Below are 18491 nucleotides of genomic sequence, written 5' to 3'. Positions count from 1 at the left end.
GCCAGCACATGTCCAGGAAAGGATCGGGAAAGGATGCGTTCCTAGAGTGAGCCCATCGTCGGTGTCCCCGCCGCGACGGTTCCTCACCCTCTGGACGGACGTGCCCATGCGCTGGAGCATCCTGTGTGACTTCGACGGCACCATCAGCCTCGAAGATGTCATCGACACCTTGCTGGTGCAGTACGGCCAGCCGGGCTGGCAGGCACTGGAAGCCCAGTGGCAGGCCGGTGAGATCGGTTCACGTGCGTGCATGCAGGGCCAGGTGCGCCTGCTGGCGTTGGACCCGGCCACGCTGGATGCCCACCTGGACCAGATCCGTATCGACCCCGGCTTCGCCGGATTCGTCCGCCAGGCCCAGGCACTGGGGCTGCCGCTGCGCATCGTCAGCGACGGCCTGGACTACGCCATCCACCGCATCCTCGCCAACCACGGCCTGCCGCCACTGCCGGTGGTGGCCAACCACCTGCGCTGGTGCGACGGACACTGGGAACTGGAATCCCCGCACCAGGCCGATGGCTGCCGCAGCGGCACCTGCAAGTGCAGCGTCGCCGCACGCGCGCGGGCCGAAGACGCACCGCGCGTGTTGATGATCGGCGATGGCACCTCGGATTTCTGCGTCTCCGAACACGCCGACTTCGTGTTTGCCAAGCGCCGCCTGATCGCCCACTGCAGCGATGCCGGCATCCCCCATGCGGCCATCGACAGCTTCCACGACGCCACCGCACTGCTGCCTGATCTTCTCGCCGGCAGGCTGCTGCGCCCGCCCCTGCCGCGCACCCTCGCCTCCGCGTGACCCCCTCCTCACCCGCTGCTCCCGAATGCCCCTTACGGAATCGACCTGATGAATCTCTTTGACAAGAACGCCTCGGCCAACGTCAGCGATGCACAGCTGCTGGCCGACGAAGCCCGCTACAGTTCCTTCGGCGACACCGTGCATTACGTCGATCCGCCGAAGATCTTCGCGCGCTGCGAAGGCAGCTACATGTTCGATGCGGCCGGCACGCCCTACCTCGATCTGCAGATGTGGTACTCGGCCTGCAACTTCGGCTACGCCAACCGCCGCCTCAACGATGCGCTGAAAGACCAGATCGATACCCTGCCGCAGGTGGCCAGCCAGTACCTGCATCCCACCCGCGTGCAGCTGGCCAAGACCATCGCCACCGGCATGCAGGACCGGTTCGGGCTGGAGGGACGCGTGCATTTCAACGTGGGCGGTGCGCAGGCCGTGGAGGATTCACTGAAGATCGTGCGTAATGCGCGCAACGGCAAAAGCCTGATGTTCGCCTTTGAGGGTGGTTACCACGGCCGCACCCTGGGTGCGTCGTCGATCACCTCCAGCTACCGCTATCGCCGCCGCTACGGCCACTTCGGCGAGCGCGCAATGTTCATCCCCTTCCCCTACTCGTTCCGTCGCCCCAAGGGCATGACCCCGGAAGAGTACTCGGACCATTGCGTGCGCCAGTTCGAGCGCCTGTTCGAGAGCGAGTACAACGGCGTGTGGGACCCCAAGGCCGGCCAGGCCGAATACGCCGCGTTCTATGTCGAGCCGATCCAGGGCACCGGCGGCTATGTGATTCCGCCGCCGAATTTCTTCCGCGATCTGAAGAAGGTGCTCGACAAGTACAACATCCTGATGGTGGTCGACGAAATCCAGATGGGTTTCTGGCGCACCGGCAAGCTGTGGGCCATCGAACACTTCGGCGTGACCCCCGACGTGCTGGTGTTCGGCAAGGCGCTGACCAATGGCCTGAACCCGCTGTCGGGGCTGTGGGCACGCGAGGAACTGATCAACCCCACCATCTTCCCGCCGGGCTCCACCCACTCCACCTTCAATTCCAATCCGCTCGGCACCCGGCTCGGCCTGGAAGTGCTGAAGCTGGGCCAGGAGCGCGACTACGAGCGCACCGTGCCGCAGAAGGGTGCCTACTTCCTCGACGGCCTGCGTGGCCTGCAGAAGCGTCACCCCGAAGTGGGCGACGTGGATGGCCTGGGCCTGGCCCTGCGCGCGGAGATCTGCGCCGCCGACGGCTTCACCCCCAATCGCGAACTACTGGACCGCATGGTCGACATCGGCCTGGCCGGCGACCTCGTCCACGACGGCAAGCGCATCGGCCTCGTGCTGGATGTGGGCGGCTGGTACAAGAACGTGATCACCTTCGCGCCGTCGCTGGAAATCAGCTACGACGAAATCGATCTGGCGATCACGTTGCTGGACCAGTTGCTGACCAAGGCCAAGGGCTGAGCGGACATGCATGCGAGCAGCACCGCGCTGGAGCCGGCGGCGCTGCTGGACGGCTTCCTCGCCCATCCACCACTCGGCTTCGATGCAGGCCGGCTGCCCAGCGGCCTGCCCACCTTCCGCGCGCCATTGGACCTCACCACCCACCTGGACGAGGCCCTGCGCGCCCGTGTGCTGGGGTGGCCGCTGGCCCGCTACTGGGGGCGCGCACTGACCTGGAAAACGCGCTTCATCGGCGCCACCAGCACCGAGTACACCCCGCTGCCGGCGCACGTGTCGGCGGCGGCGCTGGCCGATGATGTGTGCCGCCATGCCGTAGCCGACTGCGCGCTGCTGGTGGTCAAGGACCTCGCCGTGGACTCACCGCTGCTGGACGCTGGGGCCAATGCACACAGCGCCGCGTTCCTGCGTGCACTGCAGCGGCGCGGCTTCATCAGCCTGGAGGGCATGCCGCTGGCCTGGGTCGGCATCGATTTCGATTCGATCGATGGCTATCTCGCGCGACTGTCGGCCGCCCGGCGCAAGAACATCCGGCGCAAGCTGCGCGCGCGCGCCGGCCTGGATGTCACCTGCCTCGCCAGCGGCGACCCGGCCCTGTCCAATCCACAGCTGCTCAACGAACTGCATGCGCTGTACCGCAATGTCTATGCGCAGAGCCAGATTCATTTCGACCTGCTCGACCCGCGTTACTTCCAGCGCCTGCTCGCCGATGGCCCCAGCCAGGGGCGGCTGTTCCTGTACCGGCATCAGGGCGCGTTGATCGGCTGGAACCTGTGCTACGTGCACGCTGGCAAGCTGGTGGACAAGTACCTCGGGCTGGCCTACCCACAGGCCCGCGAGCACAACCTGTATGCGGTCAGCTGGATCCATAATCTGGAATACGCGTTGCAGCATGGCTTGAGCCACTACGTGGCCGGCTGGACCGATGCCCGGGTCAAGGCCGAACTGGGCGCACGCTTCACCCACACCCGGCACGCCGTGCGGGCACGCTCACCGCTGCTGCGCGCCGCGCTGCGCCGACTGGCCCCGCATCTGCAGGGCGAGCCGGACGGTGGCGGCTGAGACCGATGCCGATGCCCTCGCCCCTGATCCTGGCACTGGACGGCGCGGTGCTGCCCCTGCCCGCCGCCAACACGTTCGCCGTGCCGCACTGGCACGATCCACTGCGCTTCGCCTGCCGCCACGCCACCCTCGCCCGTTTCGGCAACACGGTGCTGACGAAGCTGCCGGCCGACACCGGCACGGTGCTGCTGGGCAGCGGGGATTTCCACCACCTCAGCCTGGCCTTGTTGCGTCGCCTGCCAACGCAGCGACCCTTCCAGCTGGTGGTGCTGGACAACCATCCGGACAACATGCGCTTTCCGTTCGGCATGCACTGCGGCTCCTGGGTCAATGCCGCCGCGGCCCTGCCGCAGGTGAGCCACGTCCACGTACTGGGCATCACCTCGACCGACATCGCCCTGCGCCACGCCTGGGAGAATCATTGGACGCCCCTGCTGCGCGGCCGTCTGACCTATTGGAGCCTGGACGTGGACGTCGGCTGGGCGCACCGGCTGGGCATGGCCGATGCGTTCCGGCGCTTTGATGACCCCGAGACGTTGGTGGCCACCTTCGCCGCCGAGCAGGCACGTACGCCCCAACCCACCTACCTGTCGATCGACAAGGATGTGTTCGCCGAAGACGTGGTGCGCAGCAACTGGGACCAGGGCCGCTTCCAGCTGGCGCACGCGCTGGCGGTGATCGCAGCGCTGCGTGGCGGCGGCCTGGTCGGCAGTGACATCACCGGCGAAGTGTCGCAGGCGCACTACCGCAGCCGGTTCAAGCGCTGGTTGTCGGCGCTGGACGGGCAACCGCAGATCGACCCTGGGCTACTGCCCGCCTGGCAATCACGCCACCAGCAGGTGAACCGCATCCTGCTGGCAGCGCTGGCCGACCTGCCGTTGATCGGCCAACACTGACGCGCGCGGGGCTCAGCGCTTGCCGAGGCGCTCGCCCAGCTTGTCCAACCGCGCCGACAGCTCCTTCAGCGCCAGGCTGCCCTTGCCCGACAGCCACGACAGCTCCTCCTCCATGAACCCGCCCTTGTCCTTTCCTGCATCCGGCAACGGCGGCAGGATGTGCGCGAAGTAGCTCTTGCCGAGCAGCCGGTGCAGCACGCGCTCGCCCGGGAACGGCTCGCCGTTGTTGAGCGCACGCGCGGCCTTGAGCAGGTTGCGGATGTCGTACTGGGTCGGGCTGATGTCCGGCACCTGCTTGTCCAGCTGCAGCAGCGTGTACACCGCCACGCGTGCGGTGCGGATCGAGCTCTCCATGGTGAAGATCACATCGTTGCGGGTCTCCACGAACTGGCCGAGCAGGCCCAGGTTGGTGCAGCCGGCGGGAACCACGTGCGGGCGGTCGCCCGCGGCGCGCGGCATGAACTGCGCGGTGATGTAGGGCATCAGCGCCAGACGCACCTTGGTGTTGGCCACTACCGCATCGAGCTGGTCGGCGATACCCAGATGATGGCAGAGCTCGGCCAGGATCTCGCGCCCGGTGCAGGCGGGCATCGGCTTCTTGATGTGGTTGCCGTCCTGGTCCATCAGCAGCGCGTACACCCACACCACCAGCACATCCTTGGGCTGATCAACAAAATGCGGCTGCCGGTTCACGGTGAAGCTCAGCACCCAGTTCGAATCGGTGATGGTGATGACACCCCCGGTCACGGTCTTGCCCGAGTAGGGATCATTCACCGAGAGCTGCTTGATCTTCTCCACCAGCGGCGAAGGGAAACAGGTCAGCGTCGCCGATTCCCACATCGAGCGGTCCACATCGCCGTAGAACTTCTCCGGCTTGCCGAACAGCGGCGACTGCCGGGCCAGGTTGCGCCACAGCGCCCAGTCGCTGTCCGGGCCGGGCTCGGCGTGGCCGCGCGCCAGCACCGGCGCCGAGTCCATGTCGCCGTAAGCAGTGCCTTCGGTCATCGAACCGGTCAGCGCGAACACCAGGTCACCGGCCTCCACCGGAATCGTCGCTTCGCGCCCGCCCACCTTGCAGCGCAGCGCCGTGACGGTGCGCGACTGGCCGTCCACCGCCATCTCCAGATCGTGCACGCGCGTATCGAACTGCACCTGCACGCCCTGCGCACGCAGCATGCGCGCCAGCGGCACCACGAAGCTTTCGTACTGGTTGTACTTGGGGAACACCAGCGCGGACATGTCGTTGAGGCCGTCCAACGCATCCAGGAAGCGGTGCATGTACAGCTTCACCTCCAGCAGGCTCTGCCAGTTCTCGAAGGCGAACATCGAACGCCAGAAGAACCAGAAGTTGCTCTGCAGGAAGCCTCCGCTGAAGTAGTCCTCGATGGTCACATCGTCCAGTTCTTCCTTGCGTTTGAGCAGAAGCTTGACCAGCTCCCACTGCTGCGCCTTGTTCAGGCCGAAGCTGGAAAAGTCCTTGATCTTGCCCTGCTGGTGCAGCAGCCGCGCCTTGGACCAGTTCGGATCGTGGTCGTTGATCGCGCGGTACTCGTCGAGCACGCTGAAGCCTTCGGGCAGTTCCAGCGCCGGCACATCCTGGAACAGGTCCCAGAAGTTGTCGTAGTTCCAGTTCATCTCGCGGCCGCCGCGGATCAGGTAGCCTTCGTCCGGATTGCCGGCACCGTCCAGCGAGCCGCCTTCGATGTCCAGGCTGTCGATCAGGGTGATGTTGGCCGCCGGCATGTGCCCATCGCGGATCAGGTAGAACGCTGCCGCCAGACCGGCGATGCCGGTGCCGATGATGTAGGCCCGGCGCGTCGCCATGCCCTCCGGCGGCAGCGGCCGGTTGCGCATGTAGGCGCCCATCATGTCCGGCGGCGGCAGGGTGTTCTGCGGCCGGTTCGACCAGTAGCCTGCACTGCTGTCCGGTTCGTGCTCGAACGACGGCGCCGTTCCCGTGTTGCGTCCCTGCGACGACTGCTGGCTCATGGCACCACTCCTTTCATCATGATGGATGGACACTGCGCTGACCACGACGGTAGCACCGCGCCGACGCGTCCCATGTTACGCAGCGATGGCAACGCCGCCTTGATCCACATCAAACCTTCCGCGCGCTTGCCGACGCGCGTGAAGACTCCGGCTTCACGCAGCCTCCACTATCTTTTGCCGACCTCTTTACGAACGGACCTGCCACCACGTGAGCCGGCCTCGATCGCTGCGGCGAGCCCCCTCCCCATTGCACCGCCTGGCACCGCTGTTGCTGTGCGCGCTGGCCGTCGCCCAAGCCGGTGCCCAGGTCGCCCCGCCCGGCGAGGCCGCGCCGCCTGCGTTGGACTGGCAGCAATCGCAGCAGCGGCTGGAGCAGGTCTCCGATGCCCTGGCCGCCGCCGATGCATCCGTCCGCAACAAGCAGGACCTGCAGGACGCCACCCGCCTGCTGCGCCTGCCGGAGATCACCGGCGAAGTGCGGCGCCTGCAGTTCCAGAAGACCCTCACCCTGCCACTAGGCTCGCTGGCACCGGTCGCCGAAGCCTTCGGCATCGACTCGCCGCTGCAGTTCACCGAGCGCGACTGGCGCACCCGTCCGGTGGTCACCGCGGTGTTGCCGCTGTATACCGGCGGCTTGATTCCCGCCGCACAACAGGCGGCCGCCGGCGCCACCCGCCAGGCCGACGCCGAACGTGAGGCACAGCGTCAGTCCTTGAGCGTGCAGCTGGCCCAGGCCTATTTCGGCCAACGCCTGGCCGAGCAGGCGGTCACGGTGCGTCGGGATGTACGCGATGGATTGCAGCGCCATCTGGACGATGCGCTCAAGCTGGAACGCGAGGGCTTCGCCACCCGCGCCCAGCGGCTGCAGGCCAACGTCGCGCGCGACAAGGCCGAACGCGAGTACCAGAAATCGCTCAACGACCTGCAGACACTGAAAGCCGCCTTGGCCACGCTGCTGCGCAGCGGCGGTGAAGTCCGCCCGCTGTCGCCGCTGTTCGTGCACCGCGCCCCGCTGGGCGATCTGGCCAGCTTCGAACGCACCGCGCAGGCGCGGCAGCCGCAGATCGCGCGCCTGCGTGCGGTGGTGGCGCAGGCCGAACAGGGCGTGCGCGCGCAGCAGGCCAAGCTCAAACCCACCGTGTATCTGTTCGGCCAGTACGACTTCCTGCGCCGCGATGAAATGCTCACCGACCCGGACTGGGCCTTCGGCATCGGCTTGAAGTACACCTTCCTGTCACCGAGTTCGCGGCCGGCACAGATCAGTGCCGCACGCGCGCAGCAGGACCAGGCCGAGGCCGGCCTGCGCGAGGCTGAAAACCAGGTCACGCTGGGCGTGCGCAAGGCCTGGAACGATCTGGATAGTGCGCGTCAGCAGTTCCTGCTGCTGGACAGCAGCATCGAACAGAACCGCGAGAACCTGCGCCTGCAGGAACTGGCGTTCCGCGAAGGCCAGGCCACCTCACTGGATGTCATCGATGCGCGGCTGGGCCTGGGCGGCGCACAAGTGGAACGCGCGCAGGCCGCTTACCAGTACGACGTGGCACTGGCGCAACTGCTGGAGATCAGTGGACAGATGGACCGTTATGAAGAATTCCGACGCCGCGCGGACGAGGTGATCACGCATGAATGACACATTGCAGGCCGCCGCCGATGCCCCGCCGCCGAACCAACGCCGGCGCGGCATCCTGATCGTGCTGGTACTGGCCGTGGTGGTGGTGCTCGGCCTGTGGCTGGCCTGGCGCAGCCCGGCCGAACAGCTGCAGGGCATGGCCGATGCCGATACGGTCAACGTGGCCGCCAAGATCACCGCGCGGGTGGCCGAGTTGAAGGTCCGCGAGGGCGACCGGGTCAGCCCCGGCCAGGTCCTGTTCGTGCTCAACAGCCCTGAAGTTGCGGCCAAGGAAGAGCAGGCCCACGGTGCACTGGAGGCCGCCCGCGCGGTGGCCGACAAGGCCGACGAAGGCGCACGCAGCGAGGATATCCGCGCCGCGCAGGCCAACTGGAAGCGTGCGGAAGCCGGGGCGACCCTGGCCGACGCCACCTACCAGCGCGTGCAGAACCTCTTCAACGAAGGCGTGATGAGCCGGCAGAAGCGCGACGAAGCGCTGGCCCAGGCACGCAGTTCACGCGAGCTCTCCAACGCCGCCCGCGCCCAGTACGACCAGGCGCTGGCCGGCGCCCGCGAGCAGGACAAGCGCGCCGCGCAGGGCCAGGTCCGCCAGGCCCGCGGCGCCGTGGCCGAAGTGGATGCCGCGCGCGAAGAGGTCAACGGCCGCGCGCCGGTGGCCGGTGAAATCAACAAGCGCATGGCCGACGTCGGCGAGCTGGTGCCGGCCGGCTACCCGGTGTTCACCCTGGTCGACATCGCGCATATGTGGGTGTCGTTGAACCTGCGCGAATCGCAGATGGAAGGATTGAAGGTCGGCAGCCGCCTGCGCGGGGACATCCCGGCGCTGGGCGGCAGCAGCGCCGAATTCGAGGTGTACTTCCTGAACCCCGCCGGCGACTACGCCACCTGGCGCACCACGCGGCAATCTTCTGGCTACGACGTGCGCAGCTTCGAAGTGCGGCTGCGCCCGGTCAAACCCATCGACGGCTTCCGCCCGGGCATGAGCGTGCTGTTCGCGTGGCCGCAACGATGAAGCCCGGTAGGCGGGCGGCATTCGCCGGCTCGCTGCACCGCGAGCTGCGCCACCTGCGCCGCGACCGCGCCGACCTGGCGTTGATCAGCGTAATGCCGCTGCTGATGCTGGCGCTGATGGCCTGGCTGTTCTCGGCCTCGGTGATGCGCGAAATCCCGATTGCGGTGGTAGACCTGGACCACAGCGCCGAGAGCCGCCAGCTGCTGCGCATGCTCGACGCCAGCCCCGGGCTGAGGGTGGCAAGCCAGCCGATCACGCTGACCGAGGCGCAATCGCAGCTGCGCCGGCTGGACGTGTTCGCGGTGGTACTGGTACCGCGCGATGCCACCCGCCAGGCCCTGCGCGGCCGCCAGGGCACGGTGTTCGCCTACTACAACGCCACCTACCTCACCACCGGGCAGTCGGCGGTGCGCGATATCGCCGATGCCCTCGCCGCCTGGAACGCACGCCTGCTGGTGGAGCGCATCGGCCAGCAGGTCGGGCCATCCAAGCTGCGCGCCGCACCGATCGCGGTGCAGGCCGACATCCTCTATAACCCGGCGCGCAGTTACGAGCTGTTCCTGCTGCCGTTGATCTTCCCGGCCCTGCTCTCGCTGGTGCTGGCCCTGGCCGCCGCCAGCAGCCTGGGCCGCGAAGTACGCGATGGCCAGCTGGGCGCATGGCTGGGCACGCACCCGTGGTCGGCCATCGTCGGCAAGTTGCTGCCCTACGTGCTGCTGTTCTCGCTGTATGGCGCGCTGGGCGTGGGCTACCTGGCCTACCTGCGCGGCGACGGCGTGGCCGGCAGCGCGCTGTTGCTGCTGCTGGCCCAGCCCCTGTTCTACGCTGCCTGCGCGGCCATCGCGCTGCTGTTCGTCGGCGTCACCCGCGACATGGGCACCGCGCTGTCGGTGGTGGGCCTGAGCATCGGCACCGCGCTGGCGTTTTCCGGCGCGACCTTCCCGGTGATCGATGCGCCGTTGTTCACCCGTGTGTGGAACCTGCTGCTGCCGTTGACCGCCTACGTCAAGCTGCAGACCCAGCAGCAGTTCGTCGGTGCGGCATGGGCCGTATCGCTGTGGCCGCTGGCCACGTTGCTGCTGATGGTGGTGGTGGCCGGCGGCATCGGTGGCTGGCGCCTGATTGCCGCCGCGCGCGCAAATGCGCCCACCGGAGCCCACGCATGAGCCAGCTGTGGGACAGCGCCCGGCAGACCCTGCGTGCCGTGCTCAGCGACCGCTACACGCTGGTGGTGATGATCGGCGCGGTGATCCTGTACTCGTTCTTCTACCCTGCCGCGTACCGTCACCAGGTCGCCGGCAACCTGCCCATCGTGGTCGTCGACCAGGACCAGAGCGCGACCAGCCGCGAACTGCTGCGCCGCGTGGATGCACTGCGTGCGGTGCGCATCGTCGACCAGCCGCACGACATCGGCGCAGCACGCCGTATCCTGGAGGCCGGTCATGCCGAGGGCATCCTGCTGATCCCGGCCCACCTGGAGCGCGACATCCTGCGCGGCGGCAACGGCAAGCTGGTGCTGCTCGGCAACGGGGCGTACCTCGGGCGGGCCAGCTGGGTACTCGGTGGCGTGGCCGATGCGTTGGGCGCATTCGCTCGCGAGGCCGCGGTCAACCAGGCCGCGTTCATGGGCGCCCCGCAAGCCCCACCGATCACCGTGGTGCAGCGCCCGCTCTTCAATACACAGGAAGGCTATGGCAGCGCGATCGTGCCGGGTGTCGCCGAACTGATCGTGCACCAGACCCTGTTGATGGGCATCGGCGTCCTGCTCGGCACGCGCCGGCTCGCGCTGGGCCGCCGGCTACGCTTCAACCTGCCGACGCTGGCCGGCATGGCCTTGGGTTTTGGTCTGATCGGCCTGCTCGGCCTGCTCTACTATGCCGGGTTCACCGCCTGGGTGCAGGACTATCCGCGCGGCGGCAACCCGCTCGGCCAACTGCTCGGCGGCAGCCTGTTCATCGCTGCCACGGTGGCATTCGGGCTGTTCGTCGGCAGCTTCTTCCGCACCCGCGAACGGCCGTTCCAATACATCATCGCGGTGTCGATTCCACTGTTCTTCCTGGCCAACCTGTCCTGGCCGGCGGTGGTATCACCCAAGCCGTTGGTGGCATTGGCCCAACTGCTGCCCACCACCTCAGGCATCAACCTGATGGTGCGCTTGAACCAGATGGATGCCAGCCTGGCCGAAGTCGGGCGCGAGCTGTGGACGCTGGCCGGGCTGCTGGTGCTCTATGGGGCCCTGGCGGTGTGGCGGCTGGGCGCGCGCCGGCCGACAAGCCCGACGCGCGACAACTGAGTTGACCGGTCGTTACGGGTAGCGGCGTTCGCAACGACGCTCGACCACACGATCGCCGTTGTTCTGCTGGCTGCGACCCTGGATGGTACGACCCGCTGCGCCACCGGCCACCGCACCGGCGACCGTTGCCAGCTTCTTGCCGTTGCCGCCGCCTACCTGGTTGCCCAGAAGTCCGCCCACCACCGCGCCCGTGGCGGTACCGGCGATACGGTTCGGGTCCTTGCTGTTGCGTTGCACTTCCACGTTCTTGCAGACGATCTTGCTGCCGTCATTGAAGCGGCGGCCTTCGTCCTTCGGGCCGTAGGTCTGCGCGCCGGCAGTGAACGATGCTGCCAGCAGTGCACCCAGGCACAGCATGTGGGTAGTGATCTTCATGGTCGTCTCCTGACGCGGCTACTGGGCTACCAGCCTGCGCCCGCGCATGGCAATCACAGGTGAAAACACGTGCACGCCAGGTCAAGAACGGCACGTGGGTTCAGCGCGCGGCCAGCCTCGGCCGGCAGGCGTCGTTCAGAACTCCTGCCAACCGCTTTCCGTCACCAGCCGTGGTGCTTGCCGCGGCGTCACCCGTGGCGCGCGCGCAGCGGCCGCGACCGGCGCCGCCGCTGCGACCGTCGTCGGCATGGCGCTGGCCACGATGCGGAACACCGCCACCGCCTCGCCCAGCAGGTTTGCCTGGTCCTCCATCGCGCGCGCGGCCGCCGTGGCTTCCTCCACCAGCGCCGCATTCTGCTGGGTGGTTTCGTCCATCTGCATCACCGTCTGGTTGACCTGCTCGATACCGGCCGACTGCTCCTGCGAGGCCGCCGAGATCTCGGACATGATGTCGGTCACCCGCTGCACCGAGGCCACGATCTCACCCATCGTGGCACCGGCCTTGCGCACCAGCGCCGAGCCGTCCCCGACCTTGCCCACCGAGTCCTCGATCAGCCCCTTGATTTCCTTGGCGGCAGCGGCCGAACGCTGCGCCAGGGTGCGCACTTCGGCGGCGACCACCGCAAAGCCCCGTCCCTGGTCACCGGCACGCGCCGCTTCCACGGCAGCATTCAGCGCCAGGATATTGGTCTGGAAGGCGATGCCGTCGATGACCGAGATGATCTCGGCAATGCGCCGGGAGCTGGCCTCGATCTCCCCCATGGTGGTGACCACCTCGCCCACCACCTCACCGCCCTGCGAGGCCACCGTGTGCGCGCCAATCGCAAGTTGATTGGCCTGGCGCGCGTGCTCGGCGTTCTGCCGCACGGTGGAGGTGAGTTCCTCCATCGAGGCCGCCGTCTCTTCCAGGCTCGCTGCCTGCTGCTCGGTCCGCCGCGACAGATCGCTGTTGCCCGAGGCGATTTCCGAGGCCGCCAGGTTGATGCTGGACGTACTGGTCTGGATGCGCCCGACAATCGAAGTGAGCTGGTCAACCGTGGCATTGCAATGGTCACGCATCCGCGCGAACACGCCATGGAACTCGCCGTGCATGCGCTGGGTCAGGTCGCCCCGTGCGATGGCCTGCAGCAGCTGCGTCACCTCCCCCAGGTTGTGGTCGGTGGACTGCATCAACCGGTTCAGGCCTTCCACCATCTCGCGGAAATCATGCTGGTAGTGCTCCGCGTCGCCGCGCAGGCTGAAATCGCCGGCCGCCGCCGCACCGGCCAGGCGCCGGATCTCGGCATTGATCGCCGACAGGCTGGCCTTGGTCTCGGCCATCGCCTGGCTGATCGCGGCCTTCTCCCCGGGTAGCGATTCCATGTCCATCGACAGGTCACCACGCGCGTAGTGGCGCATCACCTCGATCAGGCGGTTCTGCACGCGCACGTGCGCGTCCACCAGCGCGTTGGTGTCGCGCACCATCCGCCCGTAGTCGCCCGGGAACACGCTCGCATCCATGCGATAGCTCAGGCTGCCTGTCTCATCCTGCCGGGCCAGTTCCGCCTGGGCGGCAATCACCGCCTGCACCTGGCCCTGCATGCGCTGCATCGCCGCCAGCAGCTGGGTCACTTCGTCGTTGCCGGAAACATCGATGCGGTTGTCCAGGCGCCCCTCGGCGATGCCATCGGCCAGGCGCACCGCCGTGCCCAATGGCCGGGTCAAACTGCGCGTGATCAGCCAGGCCGCCAAGCCGCCCAGCACCAGGCTGAGCGCGCCGATCGCCATCGACAGCCGGGCCGTCCAGCGCTCGATCGCGTGGTACTCGTCGCGGCTGCGGCTGGTCAGGGTGTCCTGGTGCCGCAGCAGCGTGGAGATGGCCTGGTTCCAGCCCATCGCCAAGCCATGCTCGCGCAACAGTGCCTGCGCAGCGGCGTCGAAGTCACCATCCTGCATCTGCTGGTTCAGTTCACTGGTGGCGGCATCGGTGGCGGTACGCGCCGCCTGGATGCCCGCGACCAGCGTGTCGCCAGTCGCATCGCGGGGAATCTTTACGTATTGATCCCAGATCCGGTCATAGGCCCCGGACAGTTTTTCCGCCTCGGCCTGATCCTGGGCAATTCCCTCGCCCCGCTTGACCACCATCAGACGACGGTGCATCAGCAAGGCGTTGTTGGTATCGAGCATATCGTTCAACAGGCGCATCTTGACCATGTTGACATCGACCACGCGCTCGAACTGGGCCGATTTCTGTGCATTTCCATACAGCACTACCGCCAGCGTGGCGGTGATCATCAGCAGCAACAGACCAAAACCGGCGGCAAGCCGCATTCCGACGCGCATTTTGCGTAAGGCAAGCATTTCAATTCCTTTGAAGGATGGCCCTGTATCCGATGACGGCCCGGCATCGGGAAACTTTAGGGAGTTCCCATAAAGTAATAAGCCACCCACATTCATTAACTTCAAACCCATCCATACCGTCGGGAATCTCCCGACATCAAAGGTAGTGTCCGAATCGGCGCAGGGGCGGCTGGTGCCTGGAACGGTCGAGATGGAGTTGAGCGAGCGATGCTCGCTGTCCACTGCGCGCATGAGCGCCAGTGCGCGGCGTGGTGAGCCCTCGCCCGACCACAACATGAAACTGCGCGAGCAGATCGCTACGCTGGGCCACCGGAATTGACGCTACGGCGTCGGCATGATCTACCAGAAGCCGCGTCAGAGAAGGAGTTCCAGTGCCCTATCTCTTGCGCTTCCATGTGCGGCGGGCAAGAAAGATCATCCCGCCGGTGGCAATATAGAAAAGTGCTGTCAGCACTCGCCCTGCCGGAAGCACGAAGAACATCACCTCGGAGTCGGGTATGAAGAAAGGCTTCCCGATCCAACAACCGAGTGGAAGATAGTAAAGCTGGTGCAGAACGAACCACACCACGTTGTCCAGCCCATTCGCGGCCCACCAAAGAAACCATGGAGCGGCGATCCATCCGATAAGCAATGACCACCCCAGCGCCATCTGTGCCCTCATCAAAAACCTCTCCTCTTCCCGGCCGGCCCCAGCCGATTGTATTCGCTACGTTCTGTACTCAGTTGTCGCCGAGCTGGAGACGCCATACGGATCATAGGTGTACTGCTGCACCACTCCCCCCACCGTCGGTTACTGCAAGCGTGGTGTACAGCGGGGTTGTCTGCATCCCCGCTTGCGTACGATCCATCCGGCGACCGAGAACGCGGCATTGCACTTTGATGCGCCCCGAGGCCTTGCTGGAGTTACATCACACGGCAAGGGATACGTTCTGCAGGGGAAAGGTCAGGCCAGGCATTGGCTCCGCTAGCGTCCAATAGCGCCTCGCTCCCGCGTCCAGATCAGGGTGCGTTCGTCTCCAAACGTCACTTTTTCAACGGTGTCATTCAAGACAGCAACGTACGCGAAACTTCCCGACAATCCCTTTTTTGCCGGAACAAGCACCACCCTCACCTGAATCTCTCGCCCCCCCAGCACACTCTCTATGCGCTGCACGGAAAGTGAACTATGTACTGCGACTCCAGATATTCGCAGCTCCCCCGGTTGCGTTTGCCGGGCATTGAAGAATTGCACATGTTCGAGCTTGAGCGTTTGTTCACCATAGTAGCCACTGCACGCCAGCATCAATGTCCCGACAACAATTGATAGGATCCGACGCACCCATGTCCGAAGCAAGGTACATCCAACTGCCTTTTCGGCATCCATGAGCGGCTCCTCCGTTTGCCCTGAATATTGATTGGGACAGGCCCGATGCGGCACTGGGCGCAAATCCTGTCCTGGTGGAAAGAGACTACCCCGAGGCCGCCTCCCAATCAGCTCCCTTGGTCGCCCCCTTGGTGCGATCCGCCAGGGCTTCCCAGCCTCACTTTCGGCCCCGTCCCATCACGAGGTGACCGATCTGGCCTTGAAGTGCCACCTTTTCGATAGACAACTCAAAGATTTGCCGGTGGGTCAGCTTAAACTGGGCACCTCGGCGACGGGAGGCCTCCCCTTCCGCCCCACCACCAGCCTGATCCGTGGTCAATCCCTCTTGGTGCCGCAACAACAGCGCGCCTAGACACACCGTTACTTCCCGCCAGCGACCCGGATTGACCGCCAGTTCCCGTAAGGACGTTTCTTGCAAACCACTGATTCGACAATGAAATCCAAGGACAGCAAGGGGTCCGCCGAACACACCCCGCTGATGAAGCATTAGTGAGCTACCAGCCCGTTTTCGCTGTTTTATCCCGGCATATCAGCATTTCTCGCCCCGGGCAGTACGAAATGGGCTACATATAGGCTACAGCCGATTGTCCCAAGTTGGCTCCAGTTTCGGCGGATATTCCGGCTTTGCAGCGAAGTATCGAGAACTACTTCCTCAGCCCCAGGCCCCTGCCCTTCATCAGTCGCCGCTGCTCTTGGATGTGCGCACCGGACTCCCGCACCAGCTGCTTGGTTTTGTCGTTCAGCTCGATTGACGGCGGCTCAATATTCTGGATTTGTGCCATCTGGTCGATTGCATTTTGCTTCGGACGCTCGCGGCCAATCCGCGGAGCCATCTCAGCAATATCGTCTGCGGCGCCAAACATCATGTATTTCGATTTGGCACGGGTTTGAGCAACCAACTGAAGGTTCTTGTCCGCCATCTTTGGATTGACCAGGTGGTAGGTCTCCTCGCGGCCTTGCCCTTGGGTCTTGTGGACCGTGAACGCGTAGCCATGGCCGACAGACTTGTAGTCGGCGGTGTCGAATGACACCAGCCGTCCATCCTTGGACTTAATGTCGCTCTCGATTTTGACCGTGATCAGATGACTGTCCTCCTGCTTTCCCTGCTTGATTTCTTGAACAATGCCAATAGAACCATTGACCACGTCCATTCGCTTGTCGAGCTTCCCGAAACGAACACGGTCACCATCGCTTAGAGCGATTTCCTTCCACTCCTTATTGACGATGGCTTTGAACCGCGCCTTGTCAGCCCCCAGGATCCCAGCTGCCTGACGCCGCTTGCGAATGGCATCGTTGACCAAGCCGCTGTCTGAGTTCGTGGCCCCGATGATCAGCTTCTCTTTGTCCTGCTCAGTGGATGCCACCCAGCGGTCTGCGAGGTTTTCAATGGAGGCTTTCGTGTTTTGAGACCGGTAGATTTGACCGTTCCTGTCATATCTATCCATGATCTCTTGGCCGAGATTCGAGCCATAAATGAGGTCTGCTTGGTCCCGCCCCTCCTGTGTGCGTTGTCGGCGAATTTCCGTCGTTTCCTTGTGCCCGATCACCTGGATCAGCATCGAGAAAGGATTGCCGGCCGAGACCGGCTGTAGCTGGTGCTGGTCGCCTTGAAGGACGAGCTTGGCACCTGCCTGATCAGTGAAGGTCTGAAGCTTGTGAATGACCTCGGTTCCAGCCATACCCGCTTCGTCGAAGAGAACGACATGACGATTGGTCAGTTGCTTCTTGCCGTTCTCCAAGTCCCACAGCAGCTTGGCAGCGGAAAATGACTCGATACCAGCCTCCGCTTCCAGCTTCTTGGCCGCGTCCCAGCCTGTGGAAACACCGATTACTTCTTGGCCGTTTTTCCTCCAGGACAACACGGCAGCTTTCGCCAGCGTGGTTTTTCCCGTCCCCGCTCGCCCAGAAATAATCGCAGTGCCACCCGTATCAACGGTTTGATGGAGCACCGCGGCTATTTGTTCCTGGCTGAACTTGAAATTGTCCTTGGTCTCGATTTCCGAGATGGCTTCCTCAACTGTTTCTGGAGCCACCTTGATCTGGACCTCGTCCATGCGTGCCCGCCCACGAGCGCCGATCTCCAACTCCATGTCGATCATCCACTGAGCCGCAAATTTCGGCTCACCATCAATCAAATGGTGATCGTTGTGGCGAGCGAGCTCCACAATCGGCGCACGCTTCAGAAAGGCATCGACCTCTTGGAGGATGCCTTTGGCATCCATTTGCCCAACATGTTCCAAGGCAATGCGTTCGACCAACTGCGCTTTAGTGAAACTGGCCTCGGTCGTGTGTAGGCGCTTGAGGATATCGTCGTCGCTGATCTCTTCACCGAACACGCAAGCCTTACTTTGAAGCTCGCCAATGCTGGGGACCTTCAACGTAGGATCGAGTTTCTGGGCCTCTTCCAGGGACTGGTGCCACATCTTCAGCAGCTCGCTGTAAGTCGGCTCGTCCTTGTGTTTGCGTGTCGCCAACGCGGCCTGGTCCAGCGTCCCGCCATGCTCCTTCTGATACTCCAGGATCTGGGTGCGGCGGGTGGCTATGCGATCGGTCAGACGCTCATCGATACCGGCCAACTTGTAGAAAACATCGCCTGTCTCACGACCGTCTGCATCTAGCTTCCGATCCTTGACGATCCCGTAGCCCTGCTGGCGTAACTGCCAAGCGTGCTCGGCACGATAAAGGGCGCCTGCTGCACGGGTGTTCTGGAGCATGTGGTCGGCATGGAGAGCGCGCCATTTGCCGTCGCGACCCTGAGCCACGTTGTAGACCAACGCATGAGTATGGACCTGCGGCTCAAGCTCCCTGGATCCGAAGTGAGTGTGGCGGGATGCGACTAGACCCGATGTCTCTAGCTGCTCGCCCAGCCCGGCCTTGCCGGTGCGCACGCGCGATAGCCCTTCCAGGTAGCCCAGCGCTTTTTCGACGCCCGCGTGGTGAGTTTCCAGCAGTTTGTCGCGCTCGCTCGGATCGGCGATTGAGTAGGCGAAAGAAAACGAGTTGACACTGGAAAAAGTCAGATCCCAACCAACGCGAGTTGCCTCGCCAGCATTCTGCCGGAGCTCGTCACCGTCGGGCCCGATGCCGCGAGCCAGGTTCTCCATGTCCTCGACCCTTACCTCGCCCTCTAGGCCCAGCACTCTGGCACCGCCACCCACCCATTGGCTCGACGACATCGCATGGCCGTCGCGGTCGAGGTAATACTCGGTCGCCTTCAGGTATTCAAGGATGTTTCCGCCAGACTTTGTGTCCCGGCCACTTCCATCCAGTTTCGTGACATTCAACATCAGGA

At 64.8% G+C, this 18491-nt stretch carries 15 protein-coding genes; 9 read left to right on the top strand and 6 right to left on the bottom strand.

The features are described from left to right. The first annotated feature begins 106 nt into the window (after positions 1 to 106). Genes AC3IPM_RS06185 through AC3IPM_RS06170 form a run of 4 tightly spaced genes read left to right on the top strand, consistent with a single transcriptional unit; the run spans position 107 to position 4197 of the window. Positions 107 to 793, top strand: a complete 687-nt coding sequence (locus tag AC3IPM_RS06185) for an MtnX-like HAD-IB family phosphatase (RefSeq protein ID WP_489303086.1) — start codon at positions 107 to 109, stop codon at positions 791 to 793. A gap of 48 nt (positions 794 to 841) precedes the next feature. Beyond that, positions 842 to 2242, top strand: a complete 1401-nt coding sequence (locus AC3IPM_RS06180; RefSeq protein WP_489303085.1) for an aspartate aminotransferase family protein — start codon at positions 842 to 844, stop codon at positions 2240 to 2242. 6 nt (positions 2243 to 2248) lie between these two features. Further along, a complete protein-coding gene (locus AC3IPM_RS06175) occupies positions 2249 to 3301 on the top strand; it encodes a peptidogalycan biosysnthesis protein (protein WP_489303084.1) in 1053 nt (350 codons plus the stop codon). Positions 3302 to 3306: 5 nt separating this feature from the next. Then, positions 3307 to 4197 carry a hypothetical protein gene (locus tag AC3IPM_RS06170; RefSeq protein ID WP_489303083.1) on the top strand — a complete coding sequence of 297 codons (891 nt, stop codon included), beginning with the start codon at positions 3307 to 3309 and terminating at the stop codon, positions 4195 to 4197. A gap of 12 nt (positions 4198 to 4209) precedes the next feature. Here AC3IPM_RS06170 and AC3IPM_RS06165 read toward each other — a convergent pair whose 3' ends face one another. Beyond that, positions 4210 to 6186, bottom strand: coding sequence for an oleate hydratase (locus AC3IPM_RS06165; protein ID WP_489303082.1), 1977 nt, complete (start codon positions 6184 to 6186; stop codon positions 4210 to 4212). 280 nt (positions 6187 to 6466) lie between these two features. Here AC3IPM_RS06165 and AC3IPM_RS06160 point away from each other — a divergent pair, with 280 nt between their 5' ends. Genes AC3IPM_RS06160 through AC3IPM_RS06145 form a run of 4 tightly spaced genes read left to right on the top strand, consistent with a single transcriptional unit; the run spans position 6467 to position 11121 of the window. Then, complete coding sequence (locus tag AC3IPM_RS06160) at positions 6467 to 7816, top strand: TolC family protein (protein ID WP_489304021.1); 1350 nt, start codon at positions 6467 to 6469, stop codon at positions 7814 to 7816. Continuing rightward, positions 7809 to 8828: an HlyD family secretion protein gene (locus tag AC3IPM_RS06155; protein ID WP_489303081.1), complete on the top strand. Its 1020-nt coding sequence runs from the start codon at positions 7809 to 7811 to the stop codon at positions 8826 to 8828. The genes AC3IPM_RS06160 and AC3IPM_RS06155 overlap by 8 nt, the downstream gene beginning before the upstream one ends. Next, positions 8825 to 9994 carry an ABC transporter permease gene (locus AC3IPM_RS06150; protein ID WP_489303080.1) on the top strand — a complete coding sequence of 390 codons (1170 nt, stop codon included), beginning with the start codon at positions 8825 to 8827 and terminating at the stop codon, positions 9992 to 9994. Before AC3IPM_RS06155 ends, AC3IPM_RS06150 begins: the two co-directional genes overlap by 4 nt. Beyond that, positions 9991 to 11121 (top strand): ABC transporter permease, encoded by a 1131-nt coding sequence (locus AC3IPM_RS06145; protein WP_489303079.1) that lies wholly within the window; start codon positions 9991 to 9993, stop codon positions 11119 to 11121. The genes AC3IPM_RS06150 and AC3IPM_RS06145 overlap by 4 nt, the downstream gene beginning before the upstream one ends. 12 nt (positions 11122 to 11133) lie before the next feature. On the opposite strand, the gene AC3IPM_RS06140 is transcribed toward AC3IPM_RS06145, so the two are convergent. Together AC3IPM_RS06140 and AC3IPM_RS06135 are read right to left on the bottom strand one after the other, a co-directional pair. Next, complete coding sequence (locus AC3IPM_RS06140; protein WP_489303078.1) at positions 11134 to 11496, bottom strand: glycine zipper 2TM domain-containing protein; 363 nt, start codon at positions 11494 to 11496, stop codon at positions 11134 to 11136. Positions 11497 to 11631: 135 nt separating this feature from the next. Continuing rightward, positions 11632 to 13836 (bottom strand): methyl-accepting chemotaxis protein, encoded by a 2205-nt coding sequence (locus AC3IPM_RS06135; RefSeq protein WP_489303077.1) that lies wholly within the window; start codon positions 13834 to 13836, stop codon positions 11632 to 11634. Positions 13837 to 13981: 145 nt separating this feature from the next. On the opposite strand from AC3IPM_RS06135, the gene AC3IPM_RS06130 reads away from it, so the two are divergent. After that, entirely contained in the window at positions 13982 to 14155 is a 174-nt protein-coding gene (locus AC3IPM_RS06130) for a hypothetical protein (protein ID WP_489303076.1), read from the top strand. A 57-nt stretch (positions 14156 to 14212) separates the two neighbouring features. On the opposite strand, the gene AC3IPM_RS06125 is transcribed toward AC3IPM_RS06130, so the two are convergent. The 3 genes from AC3IPM_RS06125 to mobF all read right to left on the bottom strand — a co-directional run bounded on the left by AC3IPM_RS06125 (position 14213) and on the right by mobF (position 18486). Beyond that, a complete protein-coding gene (locus AC3IPM_RS06125) occupies positions 14213 to 14497 on the bottom strand; it encodes a hypothetical protein (protein WP_489303075.1) in 285 nt (94 codons plus the stop codon). Between the two features lie 303 nt (positions 14498 to 14800). Beyond that, a complete protein-coding gene (locus AC3IPM_RS06120; RefSeq protein ID WP_489303074.1) occupies positions 14801 to 15199 on the bottom strand; it encodes a hypothetical protein in 399 nt (132 codons plus the stop codon). A gap of 644 nt (positions 15200 to 15843) precedes the next feature. Beyond that, positions 15844 to 18486, bottom strand: coding sequence for a MobF family relaxase (mobF, locus tag AC3IPM_RS06115; protein ID WP_489303073.1), 2643 nt, complete (start codon positions 18484 to 18486; stop codon positions 15844 to 15846). Positions 18487 to 18491 lie beyond the last annotated feature (5 nt).

It is taken from the genome of Stenotrophomonas sp. GL_111 (assembly GCF_057835245.1).
Note: the sequence above shows the minus strand (reverse complement) of the source record. Positions and strands in the feature narration are given on the sequence as shown.

Bases quoted from the DNA above. Each gene is read 5' to 3' on its own strand.
- AC3IPM_RS06185 (WP_489303086.1), top strand. From the start codon at position 107: ATGCGCTGGAGCATCCTGTGTGACTTCGACGGCACCATCAGCCTCGAA.
- AC3IPM_RS06180 (WP_489303085.1), top strand. From the start codon at position 842: ATGAATCTCTTTGACAAGAACGCCTCGGCCAACGTCAGCGATGCACAG.
- AC3IPM_RS06175 (WP_489303084.1), top strand. From the start codon at position 2,249: ATGCATGCGAGCAGCACCGCGCTGGAGCCGGCGGCGCTGCTGGACGGC.
- AC3IPM_RS06170 (WP_489303083.1), top strand. From the start codon at position 3,307: ATGCCGATGCCCTCGCCCCTGATCCTGGCACTGGACGGCGCGGTGCTG.
- AC3IPM_RS06165 (WP_489303082.1), bottom strand. From the start codon at position 6,186: ATGAGCCAGCAGTCGTCGCAGGGACGCAACACGGGAACGGCGCCGTCG.
- AC3IPM_RS06155 (WP_489303081.1), top strand. From the start codon at position 7,809: ATGAATGACACATTGCAGGCCGCCGCCGATGCCCCGCCGCCGAACCAA.
- AC3IPM_RS06150 (WP_489303080.1), top strand. From the start codon at position 8,825: ATGAAGCCCGGTAGGCGGGCGGCATTCGCCGGCTCGCTGCACCGCGAG.
- AC3IPM_RS06145 (WP_489303079.1), top strand. From the start codon at position 9,991: ATGAGCCAGCTGTGGGACAGCGCCCGGCAGACCCTGCGTGCCGTGCTC.
- AC3IPM_RS06140 (WP_489303078.1), bottom strand. From the start codon at position 11,496: ATGAAGATCACTACCCACATGCTGTGCCTGGGTGCACTGCTGGCAGCA.
- AC3IPM_RS06135 (WP_489303077.1), bottom strand. From the start codon at position 13,836: ATGCTTGCCTTACGCAAAATGCGCGTCGGAATGCGGCTTGCCGCCGGT.
- AC3IPM_RS06125 (WP_489303075.1), bottom strand. From the start codon at position 14,497: ATGAGGGCACAGATGGCGCTGGGGTGGTCATTGCTTATCGGATGGATC.
- AC3IPM_RS06120 (WP_489303074.1), bottom strand. From the start codon at position 15,199: ATGGATGCCGAAAAGGCAGTTGGATGTACCTTGCTTCGGACATGGGTG.
- mobF (WP_489303073.1), bottom strand. From the start codon at position 18,486: ATGTTGAATGTCACGAAACTGGATGGAAGTGGCCGGGACACAAAGTCT.